Source organism: Thermomicrobium sp., from assembly GCF_053493975.1.
In genome coordinates this window covers 68,744-95,153 of the sequence record NZ_JBRBZA010000035.1, presented here as the reverse complement: position 1 = coordinate 95,153, position 26,410 = coordinate 68,744, and the positions used below count along the sequence as shown (strand labels likewise).

Here is a 26,410-nt window from a genome sequence, read left to right as displayed (position 1 = left end):
GAGCACTTTTCCGGCAACGCCGACCATCGGAACGCCGCCAGTCGCTGAACTCTCGAGACGCCTCGCGCGGTCCGCAACCTTGGATGCCGAGGGCGATCGGACACCCGACGAACGCTCACGCAGGGACTGCCACGACGCTCGTCTTTCAGCAGCAGAAGCCAACCGACTGGAACGACTGTCTCGCCATCGCCGTCCGGCACGATCACCCAGGCTTCCGCTGCAGCGTCAGCAATGAGTTCTCGGCACATCCCGCACGGCGGTACCACCTCGCTCCATCCGAGCGTGCCGATTGCGGTGTCGCCATCGACCGCTGCCATATCGATCGCCACCGCTTCAGCCCCGACCGCGATGCCTCCGATCATCGCCTCCCGATGCACGGCACTGGACACCCTTCCAGACCGTATCCCCAGTGTTCGACCGATCTGATGCCAGCCCTGTTCGGAGCGCAGTCCGATCATCGCGCATGCCACAGCGACGACCAGGCGATCGCGTTCCGCGAGTGCCATGACGCTGCTCCTTTCCGTCCGCACCGGTCAGCCGTTCGCGCTTGATCGCGAACCCGTCAGGGAAAAGCCCCCGCAACGCTCGTGCCGAGCCGCGACGATGCTGAGTGACTCGCGACCGTTGCCGGCTCACCGGACAGTCGCATCAGCATGCCGAACGTACGTGGCAGTAGCAGCTCGCTGAACGAGTCGCACTCCCTTGACAGCACCCCCCTCCCCCTCGCACACTCGAGCGTTGTTGCAGTGGACGGGGGATGACCGATGAGCAGTCACGAGTCGACTCGCGAGCACTGGTTCGCGATACTGGAAAGCAGTGCCCGTCTCCGCTACGGCCCCGAGCGCACCACCGCGATCGCCGACGAACTGCGGGGAATGGCTGACGCACTGGCTCACCTGCTCGCCCAGCCACTCGACTTCGACGATGAGCCACCGTTCGACCTGCTTCCCGAAAGGCAGGTGCGGGCATGAACCAACTCCTCCGCCTGGCGCTGCGCGAAATTCCCACCCGTATCCGGCAGCGTCAACTCTCGGTAAGCGAGCTCATCCAGGCTACGCTTCAGCAGATCGAGCGCACCGAGGCCAACGTCCAGGCATGGGTGGAGATCGACCGCGATGGTGCCCTCCGCGAGGCCGAGCGACTCGACCGCTTGGCCGCTCGCGGCACTGTGCTGCCCTTGCACGGTGTCCCCGTCGGTCTCAAGGACGTGATCGACGTCGCTGGACTCCCGACTCGCGCTGGCTTCGCACCGCTCGCCGACCGCCCTGCCCAGGCCGATGCCACGATCGTCGCGCGTCTGCGCGAACTCGGAGCGGTCGTGCTCGGCAAGACCCACACCACCCAACTCGCCTTCGCCGACCCCGCTCCGACCCGCAACCCTTGGTCACCTGATCGCACTCCGGGTGGTTCCAGCTCCGGATCAGCTGCTGCCGTCGCCGCACGCCAGTCTCCGCTCACCGTCGGTACCCAGACCGCCGGCTCGGTCGTCCGCCCCGCGGCCTACTGCGGTGTCGTCGGTTTCAAACCGAGCCTCGGTTGGTTTCCACTCGATGGAGTCATTCCGCTGGCTTGGTCGCTCGATCACCTCGGAATCTTCACCCGCTCGGTCGAGGATGCAGCCTACGCCTATGTCGCTCTGTGCGCCCACCAGCGACTGGAAGTGCCGCTCGCCACCGAGCCACCCCGCCTTTTCCTGCTCGTCGATTTCCTCGAGCTGGCCGAGCCAGAAGTCGCCGCGCACCTGCAGGACGTCGCTCGTCGCTTCCGCGAGGCCGGGGCGCGCGTCGAGGAACGCCGCCTACCGGTCGGCGTCCACCTGCTGTTGGCTGTCCATCACGTCATCATGCTGAGCGAAATGGGTGCCCTTCACCAGCAGATGCTCGAGCGTATCCCCGATGCCTATGGCCCTCGGCTGCGCTCAGCGGTCGAAGTCGGTCAACTCGTCCCCGCCGGTGCACTCCTTCATGCTCGTCGACTCCGCCGACGGCTCGCGACGCTGCTCGACTCTTTCCTCGCCCAAGTCGATGCCGTCATACTTCCCACCGCCTCCGGCCCAGCCCCCGACCGTTCCACGACCGGCGATCGGCGCTTCCAGGCCGTCTGGACCCTTCTCGGCACTCCAGCGCTCTCTTTGCCCAGCGGTCTGACCCATGACGGCCTGCCGCTCGCTACGCAACTCGTCGCCCGCTTCGGCCACGATCGTCATCTCTTGCACGTCGCCGCCTGGTGCGAGCGCATTTTGCCCAGCTTACCGCCCCCTCCGCTCGCCTGAGGCAAGCTGACAGGAGTGGAGCGCTCATGGGTGTCCTGACTCGCCCGGAGATCCTGCGCCTCATCGAGGCCGGTGAAATCGTCATCGAGCCCTTCGATCCCGACCAGGTCGGCCCAGCTTCGATCGACCTCCACCTCGGCCGCGAGTTCCGCCTCTTCAAGCACGCCCGCGAGATCCTCCACGTGACCGAGGAAACCGATCACCGCGAGGTGACCGAATTGGTGACCGTGGAGGATCACCTGCTGCTCCTACCAGGTCAGGCTGTCCTCGGCATAACCGAGGAGCGACTCACCCTCCCGGACTATCTCTGCGGTTGGATCCAGGGGCGCAGTCGCTTTGCCCGCGTCGGTCTCATGGTCCACGTCACCGCCAATTTCATCCAACCCGGCATGGTCCGAACCCGACAAGTGCTCGAAATGAACAACGCCGGCCCCGTCCCGCTCGCCATTCGTCCCGGCATCCGCATCTGCCAGATCATTCTCGAGGAGTGCGTCGGCCGCGCTCGCTATGCGGGGCGCTTCCAGGGGCAGGAACACCCCTGAGCGCCCCTCGTTCGACCCCCTCCCCGCCTCGGCACGCCCCGCAAGCACCGCCGAGCGCAGCCCGCATGCCGCTGTCGCGCAGGAACGACTGGGCGGCAGTGTGCCAGCGGTCGCCCCGTCCTCATCGTCTCATGCAGCTCGTCAGCGCACGATCGTCCGCCGCGTCTCGGAGAGCATCGCCTCCAGGTCCGCCGCACTGATCAGCGCAAGGTCTCCCCGAACCGTCAACTTGAGCGCCGCCAACGCGATGCCCGTGCGCAACCCGCGCTCCAGATCCCGTCCATCCAGATAGCCGTGCAGAAAACCAGCCGCAAAGGCATCCCCCGCCCCGACCCGATCGATGACCGTCGCCCGGAGCGCCTCCACCGCCAGCCGCTCCCCCTCCCGCGTCACGGCCACCGCTCCCCCTTCCCCGAGCGTCAGCACCGTCACCCCAGCACCGAACCGTCCAGCCAACCGCTCGGCGACCTCCAGCGCCGTCCCCTCCAGTCCCCACAAGATCCGCGCATCACCCTCCCCGCACAACAGCACTGTCGCCCCCGCACAGAAGGGCTCCAAAACGCGCGCCGCCTCCTCCGGCCCCCACAACCGGCTCCGGTAGTTCACGTCGAACGACACCGGCACCCCGCTCGCTCGCGCCCGCTCCAACAACCGCTCGGCTACCACCCGGCAACCCGCGCTCAGCGCTGGAGTGATGCCTGTCAGGTGCAACCAGCGGCTGACCGCTACGAAGTCGATCGGAAACACCGCCGGATCGACCTGGGCAACCGCCGACCCCGCCCGATCGTAGAGCACCGCGGTCGGCCGCGGCGGCACCCCCGTGTCCAGATAGTAGACCCCCACGCGCCCCCGCTCGACCCACTGAACCCAGCTGGTATCCACCCCGTGCCAGGCGAGCTCCCGCACGATCCGCTCCCCCAGCGGATTGCGCGGCAGGACCGAGGCCCAGGCCGTCCGGCGTCCCAACCGGGCCAGCGCCACGAGCACGTTCGCCTCCGCGCCACCGATCCCCACTTCGAGCCGCCTCGCCGTCTCCAAGCGCTCCCCGAGCGGCACGGCGAGCCGGATCATCGTTTCACCGAAGCTCACCACATCCCACTGCACCGTACTCTTCCTCACAGCTGCTCGCTCAGTTCAGTCAGCGCCTGGACCGTCCGGTGGGGCTGCTTGCCGAGCGCGTCCAGTGCGCTCCCCGTCCGGTTCACCCAGCAGACGCGAAAGCCGTAGCCAAGCGCTCCAGCAACATCGAAGCCGTTCGCCGAGCAGAAGAGGATCCGTTCTGGCGGCACGACGAGGTGAGCAGGCGCCAAGGCATAGACTGCTGGCGACGGCTTGTAGCGCCGCACAGCATCGGCACTCAACACCGCCTCGAACCGCTCGCGTAGCCCGGCTATCCGCAAGAGCTGCTCGAGCATCATCGGACTGCCGTTGGACAGGACGGCCAGCCGCAATCCCCGCTCGGCGAGCCGCTCCAGCGCCATCGCTGTTTCCGGGAACGGATCCAGTTCCAACCACCCATGCAGGAGATGCTCGCGCTCTTCGGGCAAGAGTTCCAGTTCCAGCTGTGCGCATGCCGCATCGAGCGCTTGAGCCGTTACCACCCAGAAATCCTCGTAGTCTCCCAAAATCGTGCGCAGAAAACTGTGCTCCAGCTGCTTGGTCCGCCACCGATCGAGCAGGGGAACATCACCGACGATGGCCCGCGCCCGCTCCGCCAGTCGTCCGAACCCGAAGAGTGTCCCGTACACATCGAAGACGACCGCCTCGATCGTTTCCTCGTTCACCCGCATCCCCCCGCGACATGGTGCTAGGCCGAATCGTAGGCGCTCCGCGTGAGCGCGGCAACTGGCACGCGGCCGGTGCCGCACACCGAGATGGACGACCCGTTATGATGTCCTGATCCACGGTCCATCGCCTTCCCGATCGCTCCTCACCACGACCCAACGAGCCGGCTCGTTGTACCCTGGATGTGCTGGCTCGAGGAGGGGCAGCGTGTGGAAGCAGGTCCTCGTCGCTTTTCTTGCCGTCGCCGTCTTCGTCACCATGCTCCCGGTCCGCGAGGCAACCACTTCCCCCTTCGCCAGTCCTGCCTTCGAGCAGGTCTGGTTGCGCGATCAGAACGGCCTGCTCGACCTCTGGGGACAAGCTCCGCTCGCCTGGCGACTCGAGCCTTATGCCGATGCTCCGTCCGGTCGCCGCCTCGTCCAATACTTCGATCGTGGTCGCTTGGAACTCACCAGCGAGGCTGGTTCGACCCGCACGCGGGTCACGCAAGGTCGACTCGCCTGGGAACTCACCACCGGTCAGATCGCCCTCGGCAGCGATCTCACCGCGCGCCGTCCACCACCCGACATCTCGATCGACGGTGGCTCACCCGATCCGCGCGTGCCGACCTATGCGGCACTCGCCCGTCTCGTCGGTCAGCCTGCCACTGACCGAACCGGCTGGCCGCAACCCATCGATCAGTGGCTCACCGCTGACGGCGCGCTGCGTACGGCCACGCCGCCAGCACCGGTCCGTATGGGTCGTTTCGTCACCACGACACGCCACAACCTTCCCGATGTCACCGTCGCCCTCTTCGACCGCTCGCCCCTCGGCCCCACCGCCTGGCTCGAGACCTTCGGCTACCCGATCAGCGAACCCGTTTGGGCGTACTACCGCCGGGGGAACGTCGCCATCCCCGCGCTCGTCCAGGTCTTCGAGCGCCGCATCCTGCTCTACTTTCCATCCCTCCCCGCCGACCAACGCTTCACCATCGCCAACACCGGACGCCACTACTACCGCTGGCGCTACGGAAGCGAACCGACTGCTCCCTGGCCAGCACCGCTCCCTGGCACTCCCCTCCCGCTCGATGTGCCGCCCCACTTCCGAGCCGGCCTCCTCTTGGACGGGGTACGCGATCCGATCGACCTGACGCTCGCCCCCGACGGCAATCTCCTCGTCCTCACTGCCTCCGGCACCATGCTCCTGGTGACCGGGGAAGACAGCCAGGGTCGTGCTTCCCGCCTCACCACGTTCGCCTCAGGCTTCCTCGCGCCACGCGGTGTCGTCACCAGCGGCGGGTGGGTGTACGTCGCCGACGATCGCGGGCTCATTCGGCTGCGCGATGACGACGGTGACGGCATCGCCGACCGGACCGAGTTACTGCCCCTCGGCCTCCGACCGCTGCCTGGGTCAGCCGGTGCACCGGTCGTCGACGAGCGGGGACGTCTCGTACTCGCCGCGACCTCCACCGATGCACCAGAAACACCCCTCCTGTACGTCATCGAGGATCGCCGAGCTTCGCCGCTCGGCCCTGTCCCCGATCATTTGGCCCGCTTGTTCACCTGGGGAGAACTCCTGCTCGCGGTCACGCAAGCGGACGGTGAGCCAGCCACCGTCCTGCGCTTGACGGTGCGGCAAAGTCCTTCTGACTCGCGCCCGCTCCTCGCCTTCCCACCGGATATCGTCCTCTCCAGCGGGATCGTCTACACCGTTCCGCTCTGGGCAGACCCGATCCCTGGTACGTGGCTCTTCTGTGGAACGCGCGATGGCAATGGTGTCGTGCTCCGCGCCCTGCCACGCTCTGATGCTCAGAGCGCCGAATTGGCACCGTTCGTCACCGGACTCCGTCGACCGGTCGCTCTCGCTATCGGCCTGGATGGCACGATCTACATCGCGGACGCCGGCACCGGGCAAGTCGTCAAGCTGCTTCCCACGCTCCGCTCGAGCCGATGAAGCGGTCAGAGATCGCTGGGTCCACCGTTCGGCTTTCCAGCCCCCAGTTCCTTGGCGCGCCGGTAGGCTGCCCAGACCGCACGCGCGATCACGGTCCGCAATCCACCACGCTCCATCTCGTAGAGCGCTGCCGCAGAAGTCCCACCCGGCGTCGTCACCATGTTCCGGAGCTCCGCCGGGTGCTTACCCGTTTCCTGCGCGAACAGGACCGAACCCAGGATCGTCTGTTGGACGAGCTGCTCCGCCACACTGCGCGAGAAACCGAGATGCACGCCCGCATCGATCAGCGCTTCCATGATCAGGAAAACGTAGGCTGGACCGGTCCCGCTGAGCGCCGTCGCCATGTCGACGAAGTCCTCGTTGTCGACGCGGATCGCCAGCCCCATCGCTTCCAGTACCGTCCGTACCAGCCGCTCGTCCTCCGCCGTGACCGCCGGCGCCGGGCACCACACCGTCGCCCCGTATCCGATCTGGGCCGGCGTATTCGGCATCGAACGCACGACTCGCTCGTGTCGCAGCCCTGCTTGCAATCGCTCGATCGTGGCTCCAGCCACGATCGATAGAACCACTTGCTCGGCACGCAGTCGCCCCGCCAGATCGCGCATCGCCGCATCCAGCGTCTGTGGCTTGACCGAAAGCACGACGAGGTCAGCCTCGCTCGCCGCAGCAGCATTGTCCGGAACCGTCTCTAGCCCCAACCGCGCGACGAGCTCTTGCCGCCGTCGCGCGTTCGGCTCCCCGCCGGTCAACTGGTGCACGCTCACCGAACCGGTCCGCAGCAGGGCTGCCGCCATCGCCTCCGCCATCACCCCACAACCGATGAAGGCGATCCGCTTGCCACTCAGCGGTGACGGCTGCTGCCCCACCGGACGCCCTGCGAACTCCGCACGCACCCCACCCGACCTCACTCTTCTTCTTCCTCCTCGAGCTCGAGTTCCTCGAGTTCGCCTTCCTCGATGAACGCCTCCACGAACTCGACCAGCCGGTTCAGTGCCGTCTCCACGATCTGTTCACCGAATTCCACTGACGCTGCTCGCGCGTCTCCCAGCGCCCCGTTTGCCGTGATCTCGTCGAACGAATAGGCCACGTGGACCGGACCCCACCACGACGCGTGCGGATAGGCTTGCTCCAACAGCTCGCCAGGTGCCAGCGCCTCTTCCCGCACTGCCCACGGAGCCAGGTACAACAGCTGACTCGTCTCGCTCTCGCAGGCGTGCCCGATCACCTCCGCCACCTTTCCCCGCTGCACCACGTCGTTGGCCAGCTCCGTGATCGAAACCCAGGCTGCGAGGACATCGAGTTCGCGCCGCAGCCGCTGGACCAGCAACTCCAGTGCCGGGCGATTCCCACCGTGTCCGTTGACGAAGAGGAACCGCTCGAACCCATGCTCAGCCAGGCTCTCCACCACCTCGTAGAGCACTTGCATGAACGTTTCCCCCGAGAGCGTGATCGTCCCTGGAAACGCCATGTGGTGCGGCGATACCCCGAACGGCATCACCGGGACCACCAGGACCTCGGGGTACATCCGTTCGGCCAGCCGCACGCTGAACTCGTACGCCCGCACGCTGTCCGTCGCGAACGTCGCGTGAGGCCCATGCTGCTCCGTCGAACCGACCGGAATGACGACCAGCCGGATCTCTCCCATGGCCGCTTCCAGTTCCGGCCAAGTCATCTCCCAGAGCACGTATCGCTCTTGTGCTTCCATCACCCGTTATCCTTCCTCTGGCCGCTCCGGCGGCGCTTTGCTCGACCCTCCGCATCGTAACACACGGGAGACAGTCCGATGGCCTGCCCCTATCCACCCATCACCGACTACGCCCTCATCGGCGATGGCCGCACCGCTGCCCTGGTTTCCCGTACCGGCTCCCTCGACTGGCTTTGCCTACCGCGCTTCGATGCTGATCCGATCTTTTCGCGCATGCTCGATGCCGATCTCGGTGGCTCCTGGACCATCGTGCCGGAGGATATCGTCCACATCCACCGTGCCTACCGGCCCCACACCAACGTCCTCGATACCACTTTCACGACCGCGACCGGCCAGCTCCGCCTCACCGACTTTTTCCCGGCTCTTCACGAGCGCCAGAAAACTCGTTTCCCGCTCGCCCAAACCCTGCTCCTGCGTCGCCTGCGCTGCCTTTCCGGCCGCGTGGTCGTCGCTGTCACCGTCCGCCTCCGGCCGCGCTTCGGTCGTCAAACACCCGAACTGCGCTCGTTCGCGGGTCACTGGTACCAGTACGGCTGGGGCCATTCCCAGGCCATCCTCTTTGCCAGCAGACCGCTCGAGCGGCGCGGCGCGTTGCTCCACGGGACGCTCGTCCTCGAGGCTGGCCAGTCAGCCGACTTCGCGCTCGCCTACGCCGACGAGGCTCCAGTGGAACTCCCCATCCCACAGCTGTTCGATACCTTCGAGCGTCTGACCGTCGACTATTGGACCGAGTGGGCACGTCGCTGCGGATATACCGGCCCCTACCGCGAGGCCGTCGAGCGGAGCGCACTCGTGCTCAAGCTCCTGACCTACGCACCCTCCGGTGCCATCGTCGCTGCGCCGACGACCTCGCTTCCCGAATGGCCTGGCGGGCCGCGCAACTGGGACTACCGCTACTGCTGGCTCCGCGACGCGGCGTTCACTGTCCGTTCTCTGCTCGGTCTCGGCTATCACGAGGAAGCCGACGCGTTCGTCGACTGGATCCTCCACGCTACCCGCCTCACACAACCCGAACTCCATGTCCTCTACACCGTCTACGGCGAGCCCGATATCCCCGAGCGGCTGCTCGTCGATCTCGACGGCTACCGCAGCAGCCGCCCCGTTCGCGTCGGTAACGCTGCCGCCCGACAGTTTCAACTCGATGTCTACGGTGAAGTGATCGATGCCCTCGCGCGCTACCGCCTCTTCGGTCGCCCCCTCGATCGCGAGGTGTACCGCTTTCTGCGCGGACTCGCCGAGGTGATCGTTCGTCGCTGGCGCGAACCGGACGACGGGATTTGGGAAGTGCGCTCCGGCCGCGCCCACCATGTCCACTCCAAAGTCATGGCCCTCGTCGGCCTCCGCCACCTCGAGCGCCTCGCCATCCTGGACGGTGTCCGCTTGCCGATCGAGCGCTATCGCTGTGCCGCCGAGGAGATCGAGCGTTGGTTAGTCACCTATGGCATCGACCCGGCTCGCAACGCCTTCGTCGCCACTCCTGGCGGCGAGCCGGACGCTGCTCTCCTTTGGCTCGCGCTCCAAGACGTGTTCCTCTCACCCAAGCACCCGTGGGTCATCGGAACGGTCGAGGCGATCCAGCGGGAACTCGCTCACCAGGAACTCGTCTTTCGCTACCACCGCGACGATGGTCTGGCTGGTCCCGAGGGAGCTTTCCTGATTTGCTCCTTCTGGCTCGTCGAGGCGCTCGCGCGCCTCGGTCGGCTGGATCAAGCACACGAGCACTTCACGCGCCTGCTCGCCCGCGCGAGCGACCTTGGCCTCTACGCGGAAGAAATCGACCCTCGCACCGGCGAGCATCTCGGGAACTTCCCACAAGCCTTCAGCCATATCGGCCTCATCAGCGCTGCCCTGGCACTCGAGGAGGCAAGCACCCCCTCCTCGTCGCTCCGCCTAGCTACCACTTAGCCGAGCAACACACCGAGCACGAGTCCGTAGAGGACATGCCCGATGACAGTCGCCACCGCCGTGCGACGCCCGTAGTTGAGTCCAGCCAGCCCCGGCGGCTGCAAATGCCGGGTCGGATCCGGCCCGGTCCGCTCGCTCGCCATCCGCGGATGCACACCGGGGAGGCTTGGCAACACCACCAGCAGCACGAACGCGGCATGTCCGACCCCCAGCAATGTGCCCGACCACCAACTGGCACCACCGAGGAGCCAGAAGACGCCAGCATAAATTGCCGCCAGTGGCCACCCCACGAGGATGTGCACGAAAATGCCCACGAACTTGGCGCGTTCTCGATCGCGCGTCACCCACAGCCCGAGGATCAGCGGGAGATCCATCCGCGTCAGCCCCACCAGCTGGCTTCCTCGCAACACGACGGTCAGCACGATCGTGGCGACCAGCCCCGCAATCAGCACGCGCAGGATCGCATCCATCGCTCGCCCTCCCGCCCTGTCGATCGGTGCTATCCTCAACCATCGGGAGGAACACGGTGCCGTTCGTCATGGATCTCCAGCCAGAAGGGTTCGTCCCGGCCGTCCGCTGCGATCACTGTGGTGAGTCGGTCAGTGCCGAGACCAGCCTCGTTCTCTGGAGCATCGATGCACCCGCCAGCCTCGGGGCAGCACCGATTCTCGTCGCCTGCGACCAGGACTGCGCTGATGCCCTCGCCGCTCGCTATCCGGAATCCCAGTTCGCCCTCCTGGCCCTCGATACCTATCTCGTGACCCTCGTCGAGGATTGCCTGAGTATCGACGCTGACGCCGTCCGCCAGCGCGATGCGCTCGCCTGGGCCATCGAGCAGACCCGCGACGAGGTCGACCAAGCCCTCGAGTAGCCTTCACCGACTCGTCAGCCGCCGCACGACCAACACCGCGAGGGCAAGCCCAAAGCGCAGGCCGATACCCGCATAGACCAGCCCGCGCAGGAGCCGGCTCTGGTGCGGCGCGTAATGACGACGATAGAACAACGCCATCGCTCGGTAGAACTCCCAGAGCACGCGCGGATCGCGCCGTCCCCAGGATCCCCCTTTGACATGGACGGCCCGCGCAGCTGGCTCGTAGCGCACGCGCCAGCCACGCGCCTTGATCCGGTACGCCCAGTCCAAATCCTCGCCGTACATGAAGTACGCCTCGTCGAGCAACCCCACTTCCTCGATCACCTTCAGGCGCACCAGCATGCACGCACCGCTGACCGCATCGACCTCGAGCGGCTGATCGGGGTCGTAGCAGGTCAGATTGTACCGGCCGAAGCGCGGACTCCGGGGAAAAAGTGCCGCCAAGCCGGTCAACTTCCAGAAGGCGGACTCGGGCGTCGGAAAACTCCGCCGACACGCCAGATCGAGCCGCCCATCCGGCAGTACCAGCTTGGGCCCGACCACTGCCACGGTGGGCTCCCGGTCCAACACCGCAACCAGCCGACCGATCGTCTCTGGCTCGACGAAGCAGTCCGAATTCAAGAGCAACACCGCATGCCCGCACCGCACTGGCTCGGGCAGCCACGCCAGAATGCGACGCAGCGCCACATTGTTCGCACGCGCAAACCCCAAGTTCTGCCCGGTCTCCAGGACCAGCACCTGCGGAAACTGCCGGCGCACCATCTCCACCGAGTCGTCCCGTGAGTCATTGTCCACTACCAGGACACTCAACGGGCGATCGAGGCGGCTCGCCGACACGGCGGTCAGGCAGCGCTCCAACAGCTCTGCCGTGTTGTAGTTGACGATCACCACCCAGACGCCGCGCAGCGCTGCTGCCGTCACCGCGACCGGCTGGATCGCTGTCTCACTACTCGTAGCGCCACGCCAGGTAGTGCTGCCCGACATTCCCCATCTCCACTCGCCACTCCGGCGGATTGCCCGGCGTGTACGTCAAGCACCGTCGCTCGAAACATTGAACCAGCACGTCTTGGACCACTCCACCCACCTTCACCGTGGCCCAATACGGCTCGGTGATCGGGAAACCAGTCGCGAAGAAAGTCGGTTCGAACAGCTTCCCCTCGACCGCCCCGGTCTCGCCCCAGACGAGTCCCTGGCTCTGCAGAAACTCCCAGAAGACATCGGCCACCGTATGGTGCGTTTCCGAAACGAGCACCGCCGCAAAGACACCACCAGGACCGTCGTCGCTCACCGTCCCATCGCGGTGTAGCCGCCAACGGATCTCCGCTCCCACCGGGAGCGGTGGAGCATCGAGGAGCGCGCGAAACGTCGCATAGGTCGGCCCCGCGGGATCGTCGGCATCACCCGCCACCGGAAGCGCGGCCGGTTCCCGTTGCTCGAACAGCGCATCACCGACCTGGACCGCTCCCGTGATGAGTTCCCGCACCAGCAGCCCGTTCGTCACGTACCAACGGGTTCCTCGATCGGCCGCTAGTTCCGTCACCTCCATCCGCGCCTTGTCCCAATACAGCACCGCCCGCCGACCGCCCGGCGCATCCACGTACGGCTCGATCGCGACCCGCAGCGGTTGCGGTCCCCACGTCCAGCTCCGCGCTACCGAGCCAGCCGCGACCGGCCGATCCTCTCGCTCCCAGGTCCGTCGCCAAGCGGCGAAAACGACCGGCTGGTAGGCTGCTGGTTCCCACGCTGCCCAGCCGATACGCTCCAGTGTCTCCCGGCGACCAGTAGCCGGTTCCACGACTACCAGCACGGGCGGCTTCCCTGGCGAGTTCTGCACGAAGGCCAGTCGCTCACCCTCGGGGCTGATCGCGACGAGAATCCCCGGATCGCTCGCCGCGACGACGCGCTCCCCACTCACGAGGTCGATCCGCGTCACCACCGTCGGAAAACTCCGGCTCACGTAGAGAAAGCGAGCCAGGGGATCCAACCACACGTACGGATACGGCACGTGCCTCCCCGGATACCCCACCGGCACGTCAGCGATGCGGCGCGCTTCCCCACTGACCAGATTGAGCAAGATCACATCGTCGCCACCTCCGACCGCATCCACGAAACCCAACCACTGTCCGTCACCGGAGACCAAAAGCGGCATCCGGCACGCCTCGATCAGCCCGTTCCACAACACGCCGCTCGCGCCGCTCGCCGGATCGACCCAACGGAGTCGCGCATCCTGTCCACCGGCATACACCAGCCGCGGTCGCTCGGCGATGCCCGCTACCCCCACCCAGGCGATCTGCCCGATCACTCGGTCGACGATCTCGACGCGACCGCTGGCCACCTCGATCCAACCCAGCTCCATCACCGGGCACGGCCCATCGAGCGATGCATCGGTCGCCCGCTGGAACGCGAGCCATCGCCCGTCCGCTGACCAAGCGAGCGCCCTCGCTGCCACTGGAACCGAACGGACGACATGCCCCTCGCGGGTCGCGATCACGATCGAGTCCTCATCGCGCCAAGCCAGCCACCGCCCATCGCCCGACCAACTCGCCTCGCTACCCTGGCCTACGATCTGGGTCGTTGGCTCCGCTCCTGTCGTGACGATCCCGATCACCGGGATACCGTCCTGGACACCGGAGAAAACGAGCCGCCCACCCTCCGGGGACCAGAGCACGCGCGAGATAGCCAGACCCTTCACCACTGGTTCTCGCTGCCGACCGTCACCCGTCGCCAGCCACAACGTCCGATCGCGATCGAGCAGCGCGAGCGACCACCATCCAGGTTCCACCTCGCGAGCCGCAACCGATCCCGGCATCCCGATACCGATCCAGACGATCGCGAGCAGGATCGACCATGTCACCCGCATCCCGCACCCCTTCCCCGCGGCAACCCCACTGCCGAAACCGAATGCTAACCCTAGCTTGCCCGACGCGTCTGCCACGCCATCCTGCAGCGCTGCTCTCTCGCGTCGCTCAGCCTGGCCACATCCTGGCGAGCCGGAGTCTCGTCGCGTTCCGACCCGCGAGCAGCGTCACACGAACTCCCCAGCGCACGCACACGACCGACTCCGAGCGATCCGATCGCTCGGGCCCACCACACCTTCTGGTGCATCGGCTCCCTCGAACGGCGCGACGCGGCGAGTCCTGGCCGCCTCGCACGCTGCTCGATTGCGCCGAGATCCGCTGGCACGCCCTGTTCCGCTCGGTCCACTATTTCCTGTTTTCGGAGGCGGCAGGGTCCTCCGAGAAAGGCTACTCGTCCAGCGCCAACTCCATCGCCATTCGTGTCTTGACGCACCCCGCCTCGGCTGATACCCTCAGCGCGGCAAAGGATGTTCGTCGTAGGGAGGAAGCGCTGTGCTCGTCCGCATGCCCGGCCGTGCCAGGTGATGCTATGCCAGCAAACCCACTGCCCTGCCATCGGTCCAAAGTCGAATCGCCTGGAAAGGAGAGCACAGCGTGACCAAGAAGCGCGTCAACAAGGTCGTCCTCGCCTACTCCGGTGGACTGGACACCTCCGTCATCCTGAAATGGATCAAGGAGACGTACGACTGCGACGTAATCACGGTCACCGCGGATGTCGGTCAAGGTGAGGATCTCTCCGGCATCGAAGCCAAAGCGCTCGCCACCGGCGCCTCCAAAGCCTATGTCCTCGATCTCAAGGAGGAGTTCCTGACCCACTACGCCTTCCCGGTCCTCCGCTCCGGCGCCGTGTACGAGCGGAAGTATCTCCTCGGCACGAGCTTCGCCCGCCCGCTCATCGCCAAGTACCAAGTGGAGATCGCCAAGCGCGAGGGAGCCGACGCCGTCGCGCACGGTTGCACCGGCAAGGGGAATGACCAGGTCCGCTTCGAACTCACCTACAAGGCGCTCGCCCCCGAACTCACCGTCATCGCGCCCTGGCGCGAGTGGGATCTCTCCGGTCGCGAGGCCCTGCTCGAGTACGCTGCCTCTCGCGGTATCCCCGTCGCACAGTCCAAAGAGAACATCTACAGTCGCGACCAGAATCTCTGGCACCTCAGCCATGAGGGAGGCGAACTCGAAGACCCTTGGCAAGCCCCGAGCGAACGGGTCTATCAGATCACGGCCAGCCCGCTAGCGGCACCGGACCAGCCCGAAGAGATCGTCATCGGCTTCGAGCAGGGTTATCCAGTCAGCCTGAACGGGGAGCGACTGCCCCCGGTGACGCTCATGGAGCGCCTCAACGCGATCGGCGGACGACACGGCATCGGGCGCATCGACCTCGTCGAAAATCGTCTCGTCGGCATGAAGTCCCGCGGCGTCTACGAGCAGCCTGGTGCGACCATCCTCTCCGTCGCGCACAAGGAACTCGAACATCTCACGCTCGACCGCGAGACGATGCACTTCAAAGACCAACTCGCCCTCAAATACGCCGAACTCGTCTACTACGGACTGTGGTACACCCCACTCCGCGAGGCCCTCGATGCCTTCGTCGATGTCACCCAACGGACCGTTACCGGCGAGGTCCGACTCATGCTCTACAAGGGGAACTGCCTTCCCACCGGTCGACGCTCCCCCTACAGCCTCTATAGCATGGAATTGGCGACGTTCGGGGCTGACGCCATCTACGACCAGCGGGACGCCGAAGGTTTCATCAACCTCTTCGGTCTCCCGCTCGAGATCGCTGCCCTCTTGGCCAAACAGCGGAGTACCGCTTCTTGACTGCCCGATGCGAGACACTGAGCCGGGGGCGCGAGAAGCGCCCCCGGCTCGTCGACTGCCGTCACTCGTCAGCCGGGCCTCATCGCCATGGATGAATCGTCGGCGAGTTGATGGCGATGATCATCCAAATGATCAACCCCACCACGTTGATGCCCACGAAGGTCACGAACGCCAGAAATCCCCACCCATAGCGGAACTCGTACCCGAAGAGCGGCTCCGTCGCTGTCTCCACCCGCTCTGCGACTACCACCCGGTTGCTCTGTCCCTTCGCCACGCTCGTTCCCTCCTGGTCTCGGCCGCTGCGATCGATCCGTCTCCTATCCTACCACGGCCCCCAGCGGTTTGCGAAACTCTTCACGAAGAAAACGAAACATCGTTCTCGCTCGAACGGGTACGCTTCACCCCTCGTTCCGTTATCGGATGCGCTCGACAGGGTTCCTGCCCATTCCGCACGCTCGTCGCACCATGCCCCGATTCTCTCCGCTTCCTCCCCCGACGACCGTGTGTCTCTCTCGTACCGCGAGCGCCGCTCACCGCGCGGCTTCCTCTCCTCCAGGGAGCCGCGCGACGTACTCACCCCGCTCTTCCGCGAGTTCCACGAGCCCATCCCGGGCCAATCCCGCCAACACCCCGTGCAACCAGTCGCGCGCCTGGCTGCTGTAATCCGGACGGACCAGCCTTCCCAACTCGTCCAACGGCACGCCTCTCGGGTGCTGCCGGAGCACCGCCACGATCCGCCCACGGTAATAGCGCCGCGAGCCCTCGAAGCGTCCACCCCTGCGCCGACTCTCTCCCTCTGTCCCCACCGAGCGACACAGCGCCCGCAACGGGCAGATCGCGCACCGCGGTCGCCGCGCCGAGCAGACGCGCGCCCCCAGTTCCATCAGGGCCTGATTCCACTCGTACGCCCGATCCCCCGGCAAGACACGCGCGGCCAGCTCGTCCAGTTCGCGCCGACCCGGTCGCGCCTCCGGTCCCAGGAAGACCCGCGTCAAGACCCGGGCGATGTTCGTGTCCCAGAACGCCACGCGCTGACCGAAGGCGAAGCACGCCACCGCGCCCGCCGTATAGCGTCCGACACCCGGCAGCCGCTCCAAGAGCCGCCGCTCGCCCGGGAATCGCCCACCCCACCGCTCCACGATTTCCCGCGCTGCTCGCCACAGATAGACGGCTCGCCGATTGTAGCCCAACCCACCCCAGACCGCGATCACCTCCGCCAGCGATGCCGAAGCCAGCGCCTCCACCGTCGGGAACCGAGCGAGGAACGCCTCATAGTACGGAATCACGCGCTCCACTTGGGTCTGCTGGAGCATCACCTCGCTCACCAGGATCCGATACGGATCGCTCGTCCGGCGCCATGGAAGATCGCGCGCTTCCCGTCGATACCAGTCCACGAGCAGTCGTTGCACTGTCCGGATCTGCTCCTCGGAACCTGGCCCCAACCGCTCCTTCACCTGACCCACAGAGCTCCCTTCCCGCCTCATCGACGATCGTTCGTTCGTGATACGGTTGCGAGTCCACCAGGCTGCACGATCGAGCACGCTCGACTCCGACGGAACGGATGCCTTCCGCTCCGCCACCTCGACCAGCACCCGTGCCCGGAGGGAGCGCGGCTCTGCCACCCAGCGCCGCGACCACTCTTCGTCCCCTGAAACCAGAGCCCGTCCCCCAGGCATGGGCTATCGGAGCCCGCTCGAAGATGCAGCTGACGAAAACACGAAAGCGGCCAGCTGGGCCGCTTCCGTGCCTCCTCCTCACGCGCGAGGCGCTTCGTTTCCTCCTCCGCTCTGGTGTACGGCAACATCCCCTTCATCGGATTCTTCCCGGAGGAACCTTTCGACGCGCTCGCGCAACTGCTCGTACCAACCTGGTCGGGTCACGTCGTACCACTCCACCTGCTTCATCCGCCGCAACCAGGTCAGCTGATGCCGCGCATACCGGTGCGTATCGTACTTGATCCGCTGGATCGCCTCCTCCAAGCTCATCTGCCCGAAAAGAAACGCGACGATCTGCCGATAACCGAGTGCTGTCATCGCAGGCGCGTCCGGCGGCACTCCCTGCTCCAACAAGCGCCGCACCTCCTCCACCAGGCCGCGCGCGACCTGGCGCTCCACCCGCTCGTCGATCCGGCGGTAGAGTTCTTCCCGCGGCATCGTCAGGCCGAGCCACAGCACGCGCCAAGGTGGTGCTTCCCGACCTTCGAGTTCGGTCATCCGTCTCCCGGTCGTCACGAAGATCTCGAGTGCACGGATGACCCGACGCACGTTCTCCGGGGGAATGCGGGCTGCCGCCACCGGATCCACTGTCTGGAGCTCCCGATGCAACGCCTCCGGCCCCTCCCGGCGGGCACGCAACTCCAGTTGGGCGCGCAACTCCGGATTGGGTGGGGCAGGTGGAATGCGCCACCCCTCCAGCAGTGCGCGCAGATACAGCGGCGTCCCGCCGGCCACGATCGGCAGCCGTCCACGCGCATGGATCTCCTCGATCGTGCGCTGGGCATCGCGTTGGAACAGAGCCAGTGAGTAGTCGTCACGCGGATCGAGAATGTCGATCAGATGATGCGGAACCCCCCGGCGTTCCTCCAGCGTCGGCTTGTCCGTACCGATATCCATGCCGCGGTAGAGATATCGTGAATCGGCTGAGACGACTTCCCCCCCGAATGTCGATGCCAACTCGATCGCGGTCGCTGTCTTCCCGACCGAGGTCGGCCCCACCAGCGCGACCACCGGCTTCCGCTTGTTCATCTGCTGCGACTCCTGGTAGACTCTCGGCCGGTCGCGTGACCCGTTACGTCCAGCACCGGCAGGAGGCTCGCCCGCGTGCTCCGCGTGATGGTACAAGCTCTGAAGATCACGGTCGTCCTGGTTCTCGCCGCCATCATCGTCGTGTCGGCCCAGCGTGCGCTCGATCTCCAACTCCGCCAGTCTGCCGCCGCGGCTGGACAGCCCGTCACGTTCGACGTTCAGCCCCGAGAGTCCATCGATTCGATCGCCGAGCGTCTCCACGAGGCCGGCCTCATTCGCTCCCCGACCTACTTCAAGCTGCGCGTCCGCCTGACCAACGCCGATACGCGCATCCGCGCCGGCCGCTTCACGTTGTATACCGGAATGTCCGTCAACCAGATCATCCAGACGCTCACCACCGCGCCCGGGGTCCAGGTCGTGCGTGTCCGCTTCCTCGAAGGTTGGCGGGCCGAGCAGTATGCCGACGAACTGGTCCGTGTCGGCATCCTCTCCGATCCAAATCGATTCCTCGACGCGCTCCGCGCTTCTCGCTGGCAGTCGCGTTTCCCCTTCCTGGCCGATGTCCCACCCAATGGCACGGTCGAAGGATACTTGTTCCCCGACACGTACGAGTTCCGCATCGACGCCACGCCCGAAGAGATCGTGCAGACCCTTCTCGAAAACTTCGATCGTCGTGTTCCAGCTGAGGATCGCGCTCGTGCGCAGGCACTCGGCCGCACCTTCTACCAAGTCCTCATCATCGCTTCCATCGTCGAGCGCGAGGCGCGTATCGCCGAGGAACGCCCGGTCATCGCGTCCGTCTTTTACAACCGTCTGCGCGAGAACATGCCCCTGCAAGCCGATCCGACCGTGCAGTATGCCCTCGGCAGCCCGGAAGACTGGTGGCCTCCCCTCGAGAACGTCGGCGACCTGGGCGCGGTGAATAGTCCTTACAATACCTATCGCAATGCCGGTTTGCCTCCCAGTCCGATCTGCAATCCCGGTCGAGCTGCCATCGAAGCCGCCCTCTCCCCCGCACAGACCGATTACCTCTACTTCGTCACCCGCGGTGACGGCAGCGGTGCCCACGTTTTCGCTCGAACCTACGAGGAGCATGTCCGGAACATTCGGGAGCAGCACGGCAGATGACACTGCGTGTCGGCCTGATCGGTTTTCCCGTCGAACAGAGCCTCTCGCCCGTCTTCCAGCAGGTCGCCCTCGACGCGCTCGGGATTCCCGCACGCTACGAGCTCTGGCCGACTCCCCCAGCCGAACTTCCGCTGCGTATCGCCAGCCTACGCGCACCCGGCACTGTGGGTGCGAACGTCACCGTCCCGCACAAGGAGGCGGTCGCGCAGCTGGTGGACGAACTCGCTCCGCGCGCTCGGCGTGTCGGTGCGGTCAACACGGTCATCGTGCGAGGGCAAAGGCTCCTCGGCGACAACACCGATGTTCCCGGTTTTCTCTTTCCGCTCCGCGAGCGGGGGCTTCCGCTCGCCGATCTCCGCGTGACACTACTTGGCGCCGGGGGGGCTGCTCGTGCGGTCATCGTCGCCCTGCTCGATCAGGGTTGCCGCCACCTCACCATCGCCAACCGCACGCCCGAGCGCGCCTGGCAGCTCGTCGCCGAGTTCGGAATCGGCCGTGCCCAGTCGCTCGGAGCGGAACTGCTCACGAGTCTCGCAGAAACCGATCTCCTGGTCAACGCCACCAGTGTCGGCTGGGATGGCCGCACGAGCCCCATCCCGCTCCACTGGCTCGAGCAGTTGCCACCCCATGCGCTCGTGTACGATCTCACCTACCGTGAGACACCGCTCCTCGCCACAGCACGTCAGCTGGGACACGCTGTGCTCGATGGGCTCGAGATGCTCGTTGCCCAGGGAGCCGAGTCGTTCCGGCTCTGGTTCGAGCGCGAACCTCCGTTCGATCTCATGTTGCGCGCTGCCCAGGAGGCGCGTGTCCGCCGGTTCGGGACCAACGGGTGAGCCCCGCGAGCAGCCCCTCGTGCTATCGTCCGTCCGGGACGAGTCGCGTCGGCCTGCCCGCTGGAGTCATGATGGAAGTGGCCATCGTCTTTCTGCCGATCGCCGCACTCACCGGTTTCGCGCTCGGTGCCCTCGTGGAACTCACCGCGCTCCGCTTGCCGAGCGGTCGACCGCTGCTCGCCCATCCAGCCTGCCCGGTCTGCCAGGCTCCGCTGCCCCGCTGGAGCTGGCTGATCCCGCGCCGCTGTGCCTCCTGCCGGAGCTTCCCGCGCCTCCAACTCTTTTCGCAAACAGCCATCGCGGTATTGTTGGCCACAGCCTGGTGGCGTTTTTTCGCCGATCCTCTGCAGGCCTTTCGGGTCTCCCTCTCCATCCTTTTCCTGGGCCTCATCGCCCGCATCGACTGGGCGCATCACCTGATCTATCTCGTAACGGTCATCCCGGCTCTGCTCCTGGGCTTGCTCCTGACTCTGCTCGCCTCTCCGGCCGCCTTTCTCGCCGCGCTCGCCGGTTCGCTCGCCGGCACACTCCTCTTCGCACTCTTCTACGGTCTCGGTTGGCTCCTCTATCGTCGCCCTGCCCTCGGCAGTGGAGACGTGTTGCTCGCCGCCTCCATCGGTGCGATGACCGGTTGGCAGCATCTCCTGCACGCACTCGCCCTCGGCATGACTGCCGCTGCGCTCGCTGCCGTCTGGCTCCTCACTCGCCGGCGCGCGAGCCGATACAGCTATCTCCCCTACGGCTCCTACCTCGCTGGCGGCACCATTCTCGCCCTGCTCCTCTGGGGACCTGCCTGAATGGCGTGTCCCCACATCCGACGAGCGCAGCCGAACGCGACTCGCCCCACTCCAGCTGACCAGGAGTCAGCGAGCCCTCGCACCCCGCGGACGAGCACACCCGGCGCATCGAACGGCATCCATCGCCTACCTGAGCCCTGGGCTGGGGAAAAACGAACGCGCTGTCGGCTCCCCACGCTCAGACTTTCCGCAGCGGATCCAGCTGCACTCCAACCCGCTCCGCCCGGACCGCGCACTGCCCGAACGCATGGTCAGCGCGACCCCGACCCGCGGGAACCCGCGTTAGCGTTTGCGATGACCATCGCGCGGATGGTAGCTGAGGACGAGCGGTTCGTTTCCGTTCTCGGTTCGTGTCTCCAACCAGACGCGGCGTCCCCACAGCCGGTAGACATACTCCAGCGTCTTCTCCGCCCAGGCGAGATCGAGCTTTCGCCCGTCCCAGACGTGTCGCAGGTACAGTTCGCGGTTTCCGTGGTAATCGCCGTCCTCTACCACGATGACCGGAATCTGGTTCCCACCCAATTCGCTCGCCAGCCGATCCCGCACCGCCTCCCAGTCTTTGTCGACCACCACGAGTTCCTCACCCCGCCGCTCGTAGAGATACAAATCCAACCGTTCGACTAACTCCTCCGTCAAATAGTTCCGCACCAGTGAGACATCGTTCTCCGATTCCCGAACCATGAAGAGGTACTCGGTCCCATAGCGTCGTTCGATCTCGCGCAACATCTCGTACCCCAGCGCGTACGGATTCAGCCGTCTCGCTGTCCGCTGCAACACACCAGCATGGAGGCGAGCGAACTCCAGATACTCGTCCGGCGTCAACTCGAGTTCGCGCACGATGCGGGCGTGCCAAAATGTCGCCCACCCCTCGTTCACGACCTTCGTCTGGATCTGGGGCAGGAAATACAGCATCTCCGCCCGGACGATCGCCACCACGTCCCGTTCCCAGTCCTCCAGGATCGGCGAGTACTCGTGGATGAAAAGCAAGAGATCCCGCACCGGCTCAGCCGGGAGCCGGGTTTCGCGCTGCCGCGCCGCGCGCGCATCCGCCGCATCGTCGGTCGGCTCGCCCAATCGCCAGAGATCCTCGTACGGCGACCTCGGTCGCCGTTCCCGTTCCGATACGTGCCGAACGGGGATCTCCGTCAGGCTCGGATCGACGTGCTCTTGGATCGCCAGCACCGCGTCCAGCAACTGTTCCACCGCCTCCTTGCCGTGGGCGAACTCGTACCGCTCGATCCGCTCGGCATGCACCGTCGCGATCTCGACCATATCTCGTCGTGTCCGAACGAAGTACGCATTGTTGGCGAAGAAGTCGGCATGAGCCATCACATGTGCAGCCACGAGCGTGTTTTGCAAGAGCGTGTTGGTCTCCAAAAGGAAGGCCTGACAGGGGTGGCTGTTGATCACCAACTCGTAGATCTTGCTCAAGCCGTAGTCGTACAGCGTCTTCTGGACTTGATACGCCTTCCCGTGTGTCCAATGCGAGAAGCGTCCTGGTAGCCCGTACGCTCCGATCTCGTACATCACGGTTGCCGGTACGACCTCGAAGTGCACGGGCAGCGGGCGCAACCCCAAGCGCTCTCCGATTTCCCAGATCGCCCCGATTCGGTGTTCCAGTTCGCGAAATTCGCTCGGTGCCAGCTCACGCACGCGCCACCTCCTGCCCTACCTCGGGGCCGAAAAAGCGCCGCAGCGCCTGGTACACGTCCGCCTTCTCGGTGATCGTGACCGTCACCAGTTTGGGACTACCGATCCGCTGCAGCGTATGCATCAGCGTGCTCTGGTAGGTGTATCGCCCCTGCCGGATCTCGCCGTAGCCGAAGAGGTTCGCGCAGCGCAGGAGCTCCTCAGCCAATTCGCGGCAACGCTCGTTATCGGACGGCCAGTTGTCCCCATCCGAGAAATGGAACGGATAGATGTTCCAACTGTCCGGCGGGTACGACTCGCGGATGAGCTGCAAGGCGAGCTCGTACGCGGTGCTCGCCCGCGTCCCACCACTCTCGCCCCGCGAGAAGAATTCCTCCTCGCTGACCTCCCGAGCCTCCGCGTGGTGGGCGATGAACCGGATCTCGACCCGGTCATACTTCGTCCGCAAGAATCGCACCATCCAGTAATAGAACGCGCGCGAGACATACTTCTCGAACGTCCCCATCGAGCCGGAGACGTCCATCATGGCGATGACGACCGCATTCGACTCTCGTTTGACGTCCCGCTCCCAAGTCTTGAACCGCAGGTCTTCGTTCGCGAAGTCACCGATCCGCGCACGGCCACGCCACGCATTCCGCCGCAAGTTCTCCCGCAGAGTCCGCCGCTTGTCCAAGTTGGCGAACGGACCATGCCTCCGGATCTCGGTGAAGCGAACCGTCTCCGACTGAAGTTCCCGCAACCGTTTTTCCTCCAAGTTGGGCAATTCGAGATCTTCGAAGACGAGTTCGCTCAGCTCGTCGATCGTGAGTTCCGCTTCGTAATAATCGATTCCCGGCTGGTCACCCGCGTGCGGACCGTCTCCCGACCGCTGGCCACCCCCGACCCGTCCGACCACGTCCCCGACTTGCGTCCCACCACTGCCCTGCCCGACCTGCCGGCCGCTGTCCGGATCGAAGCGGAACCGGTATTCCTCCAGCACCCGGATCGGTATCCGGACCACCCGCTTGCCGTCCGAGGTGATGAGCGACTGCTCGCTGACGATGTCCGCGAGATTCCGCTTGATCGCTTCCTTCACCTTTTCCATGTGTCGCGCTTGGTCGATCGCACCCTTGCGGTGCAACGACCAATCGTCGCGCCGGATCGCCAGCGTGAACATGATCGCCACCTCCTGATGCTCGCCTCAGCGGCTCAAGAGCGCACCGACGTACTTCAAGAGCTCGTTCGCACAGACCGGACAGTAGCCGTGGTGCTGAACCAGCCGATCGACCACCTCGTTCATCCGGCGCAACTGGTCCGGATCCGGTGTCTTGGTCGAGGTGGTGATCTTGACGACGTCGCGCAAGTCCGCGAACAGCTTGCGCTCGATCGCTTCCCGCAAGCGGTCGTGCGACGTGTAATCGAACGGCTGGCCGCGCCGCGCCAGCGCCGACATCTTGATGAGCAGCTCCTCCCGGAACTGTCGCTTCTGACTCTCCGGAATCCCGATCTGCTCCTCGATCGAGCGCATCAGCCGTTCGTCCGGCTCCAGTTCTTCCTCGGTGATCGGGTCGATCACTTTCGTCCGGTTGACGTAGGCTTCCACGTTGTCGAGATAGTTGTTGAAGAGCGTCCGCGCCTGTTCCTCGAACGAGTAGACGAAGGCCCGCTGCACCTCGCGCTTGGCCCACTCGTCGTACTCCTTGCGCGCCTCCGCGATCAGGTTCAGCAGCCGCTCGCGTTCCTTCGGGGTGATGCTGGTATGTTGCTCGAGACCGTCACGGAGGCTCCGCAAGACGTCGATCGCGTTGATGCAGCGGGTCCCCTCCCGCACGATCGCCGCCGAGATCCGGTTGATCACATAGCGCGGCGAGACCCCATCCATCCCCTCGCGCGTCGCTTCCTCTTGCAGCTCTTTCACGTCTTGAGGCGTGTATCCCTCGACCACTTGCCCGTCGTACAGCTTGAGCTTCTTCATCAGCGTCATGCCCGCTTTCCGGCTCTCCTCCAAGCGCGAGAGCACGGCGAACGTCGCGGCCGTTTCCAGGGTTCCCGGTGCGATGTGCACGTCGCGGATCCCGCTCTGCTTCAACAGTTTCTGGTAGATCTTCACCTCGTCGGAGACGCGCAAGTTGTACGGCACTTTGACGAGGATGATCCGGTCTTGCAGTGCTTCGCTCCGCTTGTTCCCCACGAATGCGTTGTATTCGTGCTCGTTGGTGTGACTGATCACGACCTCGTCGGCATAGATCATCGGGAATCGGCCGGTCTTGATGCTCTGCTCCTGCGTCAACGTCAACAGGACATAGAGAAAACGCTCGTCGACCTTGAGCATCTCGATGAATTCCACCAGCCCCCGATTCGCGATGTTGAGTTCCCCATCGAACCGGTAAGCTCGGGGATCCGATTCCGCCCCCACCTCGCCGATCGTCGAGAGGTCGATGCTTCCGACTAACTCCGCGATGTCCTGGCTCTTGGGATCCGACGGCGTGAACGTCCCGATCCCGACACGATGCTTCTCCGAAAAGACGATGCGTACCACCGGCACGTCCTCGTGACGCCCGCTGAACGGTTGCCCCGGTCGGCTCCAGGGATGCTGCTCGTCACGCGGTGCCTCCTCCAAGTGATACCGGCACCACGGGCACAGTTCCCCCTCGATGTAGATCCCGTGCTCGCGGAAAAGTTCGTCGCGCAGCGGCTCCGGAATCAGGTGTAGCGGCTCCTCGTGCATCGGGCAGCCCTTGATCGCGTAGACCGCCCCCCGCTCCGTTCGCGTGTACTGCTCCAAGCCCCGCTTGAGCTTGGCCACGATCGTCGATTTCCCCCCACCGACCGGTCCCATGAGCAACAGAATTCGCTTGCGAACCTCCAGCCGCTGCGCCGCCGAGCGGAAGTACTCGACGATCTGCTCTAACGGTTTTTCCAACCCGAAGATCTCGTCTGCGAAGAACCGGTAGCGAACACGCCCGTCCGGCAGTTGCTCCACCCCCGCGTCCATGATCATGTTGTAGATCCGGGCATGCGCGAGTTGGGCGATCTGCGGATTCGCCAGTACGAGCTCGTAGTAGTCCGCGAACGTCCCTTCCCAGTTGAGCCGGGCTTCCTCTGCCCGGTAAGCCTCCAAGCGCTCCAAGAGGTCCATGATCGCCTTCCGCTCCTTCCCCGCGTCGATCGCTCGTCCCGTCCCGTTCTGCATCGTCTGCGCGATACCCCCTTCCGACCGGTCCGTACGGCCCAGGTCCACGCCTGCTCGCACCGCCGTCACTCGCCTCTGCTTTGGGAAAGGTGAACAGGCATTGCCCGCAGTGGAAAACCAGGCAATGGTCGAGCGCTGATCGCTCGACAAAAACGTTCGACAGCCGACCCCACGGCCCCCTGGCCGTCGTCGCAGGACACGGGATCGGCTGTCGAACGTGCGTGATCTCTGCACTATTGTAAACGTCTGGCGACCCTCCGTGGTTTCGTCGACTCTCGTCCCCTCGCGGTCAGTCTCTTTGGGCCCCCGACTCCAGTACGTGAGTACCAGCGATGATCGAGCGACCAGCCCAGCGGATCACGCGGAATGACCCGAACTGGCGCCTCCTGACGAGC

Annotated in this window: 24 protein-coding genes; 10 read left to right on the top strand and 14 right to left on the bottom strand. The window is 65.4% G+C overall.

The genetic code is table 11. The annotated features are described in order from the left end of the window. Nucleotides 1–506, bottom strand: a 506-nt coding sequence (locus ACWIVK_RS06870) for a hypothetical protein (RefSeq protein ID WP_448575897.1), incomplete at its 3' end; no start/stop codon positions are given. Between the two features lie 258 nt (nt 507–764). On the opposite strand from ACWIVK_RS06870, the gene ACWIVK_RS06865 reads away from it, so the two are divergent. Genes ACWIVK_RS06865 through dcd form a run of 3 tightly spaced genes read left to right on the top strand, consistent with a single transcriptional unit; the run spans nt 765 to nt 2,814 of the window. Further along, entirely contained in the window at nt 765–971 is a 207-nt protein-coding gene (locus tag ACWIVK_RS06865; RefSeq protein ID WP_448575896.1) for a hypothetical protein, read from the top strand. Continuing rightward, entirely contained in the window at nt 968–2,272 is a 1,305-nt protein-coding gene (locus ACWIVK_RS06860) for an amidase (RefSeq protein WP_448575895.1), read from the top strand. Before ACWIVK_RS06865 ends, ACWIVK_RS06860 begins: the two co-directional genes overlap by 4 nt. Before the next feature lie 26 nt (nt 2,273–2,298). Next, nucleotides 2,299–2,814, top strand: a complete 516-nt coding sequence (gene dcd, locus ACWIVK_RS06855) for a dCTP deaminase (protein ID WP_448575894.1) — start codon at nt 2,299–2,301, stop codon at nt 2,812–2,814. Nucleotides 2,815–2,955: 141 nt separating this feature from the next. On the opposite strand, the gene ACWIVK_RS06850 is transcribed toward dcd, so the two are convergent. Together ACWIVK_RS06850 and ACWIVK_RS06845 are read right to left on the bottom strand one after the other, a co-directional pair. Beyond that, the gene (locus ACWIVK_RS06850) at nt 2,956–3,918 is read right to left on the bottom strand and encodes a PfkB family carbohydrate kinase (RefSeq protein ID WP_448575893.1); all 963 of its coding nucleotides are present in this window, start codon (nt 3,916–3,918) and stop codon (nt 2,956–2,958) included. Between the two features lie 11 nt (nt 3,919–3,929). Next, nucleotides 3,930–4,604 carry a haloacid dehalogenase type II gene (locus ACWIVK_RS06845; protein WP_448575892.1) on the bottom strand — a complete coding sequence of 225 codons (675 nt, stop codon included), beginning with the start codon at nt 4,602–4,604 and terminating at the stop codon, nt 3,930–3,932. Nucleotides 4,605–4,806: 202 nt separating this feature from the next. Here ACWIVK_RS06845 and ACWIVK_RS06840 point away from each other — a divergent pair, with 202 nt between their 5' ends. Beyond that, nucleotides 4,807–6,531 (top strand): hypothetical protein, encoded by a 1,725-nt coding sequence (locus ACWIVK_RS06840; RefSeq protein ID WP_448575891.1) that lies wholly within the window; start codon nt 4,807–4,809, stop codon nt 6,529–6,531. Between the two features lie 5 nt (nt 6,532–6,536). Here the strand turns inward: ACWIVK_RS06840 and proC are convergent, their stop codons facing one another. Both proC and ACWIVK_RS06830 read right to left on the bottom strand, forming a co-directional pair. Continuing rightward, entirely contained in the window at nt 6,537–7,424 is an 888-nt protein-coding gene (gene proC, locus ACWIVK_RS06835; RefSeq protein WP_448575903.1) for a pyrroline-5-carboxylate reductase, read from the bottom strand. Nucleotides 7,425–7,435: 11 nt separating this feature from the next. Further along, the gene (locus ACWIVK_RS06830) at nt 7,436–8,236 is read right to left on the bottom strand and encodes a creatininase family protein (RefSeq protein WP_448575902.1); all 801 of its coding nucleotides are present in this window, start codon (nt 8,234–8,236) and stop codon (nt 7,436–7,438) included. A 78-nt stretch (nt 8,237–8,314) separates the two neighbouring features. Here ACWIVK_RS06830 and ACWIVK_RS06825 point away from each other — a divergent pair, with 78 nt between their 5' ends. Further along, a complete protein-coding gene (locus ACWIVK_RS06825; protein ID WP_448575890.1) occupies nt 8,315–10,141 on the top strand; it encodes a glycoside hydrolase family 15 protein in 1,827 nt (608 codons plus the stop codon). On the opposite strand, the gene ACWIVK_RS06820 is transcribed toward ACWIVK_RS06825, so the two are convergent. Further along, nucleotides 10,138–10,611, bottom strand: coding sequence for a hypothetical protein (locus ACWIVK_RS06820; RefSeq protein WP_448575889.1), 474 nt, complete (start codon nt 10,609–10,611; stop codon nt 10,138–10,140). The two genes, ACWIVK_RS06825 and ACWIVK_RS06820, sit on opposite strands and share 4 nt — an antisense overlap. Before the next feature lie 56 nt (nt 10,612–10,667). On the opposite strand from ACWIVK_RS06820, the gene ACWIVK_RS06815 reads away from it, so the two are divergent. After that, entirely contained in the window at nt 10,668–11,012 is a 345-nt protein-coding gene (locus ACWIVK_RS06815; RefSeq protein ID WP_448575888.1) for a hypothetical protein, read from the top strand. Nucleotides 11,013–11,015: 3 nt separating this feature from the next. Here the strand turns inward: ACWIVK_RS06815 and ACWIVK_RS06810 are convergent, their stop codons facing one another. Both ACWIVK_RS06810 and ACWIVK_RS06805 read right to left on the bottom strand, forming a co-directional pair. Next, nucleotides 11,016–11,996: a glycosyltransferase family 2 protein gene (locus tag ACWIVK_RS06810; RefSeq protein ID WP_448575886.1), complete on the bottom strand. Its 981-nt coding sequence runs from the start codon at nt 11,994–11,996 to the stop codon at nt 11,016–11,018. Further along, nucleotides 11,959–13,872 (bottom strand): peptidase domain-containing protein, encoded by a 1,914-nt coding sequence (locus tag ACWIVK_RS06805; RefSeq protein WP_448575885.1) that lies wholly within the window; start codon nt 13,870–13,872, stop codon nt 11,959–11,961. Before ACWIVK_RS06805 ends, ACWIVK_RS06810 begins: the two co-directional genes overlap by 38 nt. A gap of 592 nt (nt 13,873–14,464) precedes the next feature. Between ACWIVK_RS06805 and ACWIVK_RS06800 the strand changes: the two genes are divergently transcribed. Further along, nucleotides 14,465–15,688 carry an argininosuccinate synthase gene (locus ACWIVK_RS06800; RefSeq protein ID WP_448575883.1) on the top strand — a complete coding sequence of 408 codons (1,224 nt, stop codon included), beginning with the start codon at nt 14,465–14,467 and terminating at the stop codon, nt 15,686–15,688. 79 nt (nt 15,689–15,767) lie between these two features. Here ACWIVK_RS06800 and ACWIVK_RS06795 read toward each other — a convergent pair whose 3' ends face one another. From ACWIVK_RS06795 to miaA, 3 genes are all read right to left on the bottom strand, one after another. Further along, nucleotides 15,768–15,962: a hypothetical protein gene (locus ACWIVK_RS06795; RefSeq protein ID WP_448575881.1), complete on the bottom strand. Its 195-nt coding sequence runs from the start codon at nt 15,960–15,962 to the stop codon at nt 15,768–15,770. A 256-nt stretch (nt 15,963–16,218) separates the two neighbouring features. After that, nucleotides 16,219–17,151, bottom strand: a complete 933-nt coding sequence (locus ACWIVK_RS06790; RefSeq protein WP_448575879.1) for an A/G-specific adenine glycosylase — start codon at nt 17,149–17,151, stop codon at nt 16,219–16,221. Nucleotides 17,152–17,442: 291 nt separating this feature from the next. Then, complete coding sequence (miaA, locus tag ACWIVK_RS06785; RefSeq protein ID WP_448575877.1) at nt 17,443–18,432, bottom strand: tRNA (adenosine(37)-N6)-dimethylallyltransferase MiaA; 990 nt, start codon at nt 18,430–18,432, stop codon at nt 17,443–17,445. Between the two features lie 75 nt (nt 18,433–18,507). Between miaA and mltG the strand changes: the two genes are divergently transcribed. The 3 genes from mltG (at nt 18,508) to ACWIVK_RS06770 (ending at nt 21,193) form a co-directional block, all read left to right on the top strand. Then, complete coding sequence (gene mltG / locus ACWIVK_RS06780; protein ID WP_448575875.1) at nt 18,508–19,560, top strand: endolytic transglycosylase MltG; 1,053 nt, start codon at nt 18,508–18,510, stop codon at nt 19,558–19,560. Then, complete coding sequence (gene aroE / locus ACWIVK_RS06775; protein WP_448575874.1) at nt 19,557–20,396, top strand: shikimate dehydrogenase; 840 nt, start codon at nt 19,557–19,559, stop codon at nt 20,394–20,396. Before mltG ends, aroE begins: the two co-directional genes overlap by 4 nt. 71 nt (nt 20,397–20,467) lie before the next feature. Further along, nucleotides 20,468–21,193 carry a prepilin peptidase gene (locus ACWIVK_RS06770; RefSeq protein WP_448575873.1) on the top strand — a complete coding sequence of 242 codons (726 nt, stop codon included), beginning with the start codon at nt 20,468–20,470 and terminating at the stop codon, nt 21,191–21,193. Between the two features lie 282 nt (nt 21,194–21,475). On the opposite strand, the gene ACWIVK_RS06765 is transcribed toward ACWIVK_RS06770, so the two are convergent. From ACWIVK_RS06765 to ACWIVK_RS06755, 3 genes are read right to left on the bottom strand one after another with little or no spacing between them, the layout of a single operon-like run. Then, nucleotides 21,476–22,846 carry a SpoVR family protein gene (locus tag ACWIVK_RS06765; protein WP_448575872.1) on the bottom strand — a complete coding sequence of 457 codons (1,371 nt, stop codon included), beginning with the start codon at nt 22,844–22,846 and terminating at the stop codon, nt 21,476–21,478. Beyond that, nucleotides 22,839–23,999 (bottom strand): sporulation protein YhbH, encoded by a 1,161-nt coding sequence (gene yhbH / locus ACWIVK_RS06760; protein WP_448575901.1) that lies wholly within the window; start codon nt 23,997–23,999, stop codon nt 22,839–22,841. Before yhbH ends, ACWIVK_RS06765 begins: the two co-directional genes overlap by 8 nt. A 24-nt stretch (nt 24,000–24,023) precedes the next feature. Continuing rightward, complete coding sequence (locus ACWIVK_RS06755; RefSeq protein WP_448575900.1) at nt 24,024–25,961, bottom strand: PrkA family serine protein kinase; 1,938 nt, start codon at nt 25,959–25,961, stop codon at nt 24,024–24,026. Nucleotides 25,962–26,410 lie beyond the last annotated feature (449 nt).

Excerpts from the sequence above, each read along its gene's own strand:
- ACWIVK_RS06865 (WP_448575896.1), top strand. The coding sequence starts at position 765 with ATGAGCAGTCACGAGTCGACTCGCGAGCACTGGTTCGCGATACTGGAA.
- ACWIVK_RS06860 (WP_448575895.1), top strand. The coding sequence starts at position 968 with ATGAACCAACTCCTCCGCCTGGCGCTGCGCGAAATTCCCACCCGTATC.
- dcd (WP_448575894.1), top strand. The coding sequence starts at position 2,299 with ATGGGTGTCCTGACTCGCCCGGAGATCCTGCGCCTCATCGAGGCCGGT.
- ACWIVK_RS06845 (WP_448575892.1), bottom strand. The coding sequence starts at position 4,604 with ATGCGGGTGAACGAGGAAACGATCGAGGCGGTCGTCTTCGATGTGTAC.
- ACWIVK_RS06830 (WP_448575902.1), bottom strand. The coding sequence starts at position 8,236 with ATGGAAGCACAAGAGCGATACGTGCTCTGGGAGATGACTTGGCCGGAA.
- ACWIVK_RS06825 (WP_448575890.1), top strand. The coding sequence starts at position 8,315 with ATGGCCTGCCCCTATCCACCCATCACCGACTACGCCCTCATCGGCGAT.
- ACWIVK_RS06820 (WP_448575889.1), bottom strand. The coding sequence starts at position 10,611 with ATGGATGCGATCCTGCGCGTGCTGATTGCGGGGCTGGTCGCCACGATC.
- ACWIVK_RS06810 (WP_448575886.1), bottom strand. The coding sequence starts at position 11,996 with ATGTCGGGCAGCACTACCTGGCGTGGCGCTACGAGTAGTGAGACAGCG.
- ACWIVK_RS06805 (WP_448575885.1), bottom strand. The coding sequence starts at position 13,872 with ATGCGGGTGACATGGTCGATCCTGCTCGCGATCGTCTGGATCGGTATC.
- miaA (WP_448575877.1), bottom strand. The coding sequence starts at position 18,432 with ATGAACAAGCGGAAGCCGGTGGTCGCGCTGGTGGGGCCGACCTCGGTC.
- aroE (WP_448575874.1), top strand. The coding sequence starts at position 19,557 with ATGACACTGCGTGTCGGCCTGATCGGTTTTCCCGTCGAACAGAGCCTC.
- ACWIVK_RS06770 (WP_448575873.1), top strand. The coding sequence starts at position 20,468 with ATGGAAGTGGCCATCGTCTTTCTGCCGATCGCCGCACTCACCGGTTTC.
- yhbH (WP_448575901.1), bottom strand. The coding sequence starts at position 23,999 with ATGTTCACGCTGGCGATCCGGCGCGACGATTGGTCGTTGCACCGCAAG.
- ACWIVK_RS06755 (WP_448575900.1), bottom strand. The coding sequence starts at position 25,961 with ATGGACCTCTTGGAGCGCTTGGAGGCTTACCGGGCAGAGGAAGCCCGG.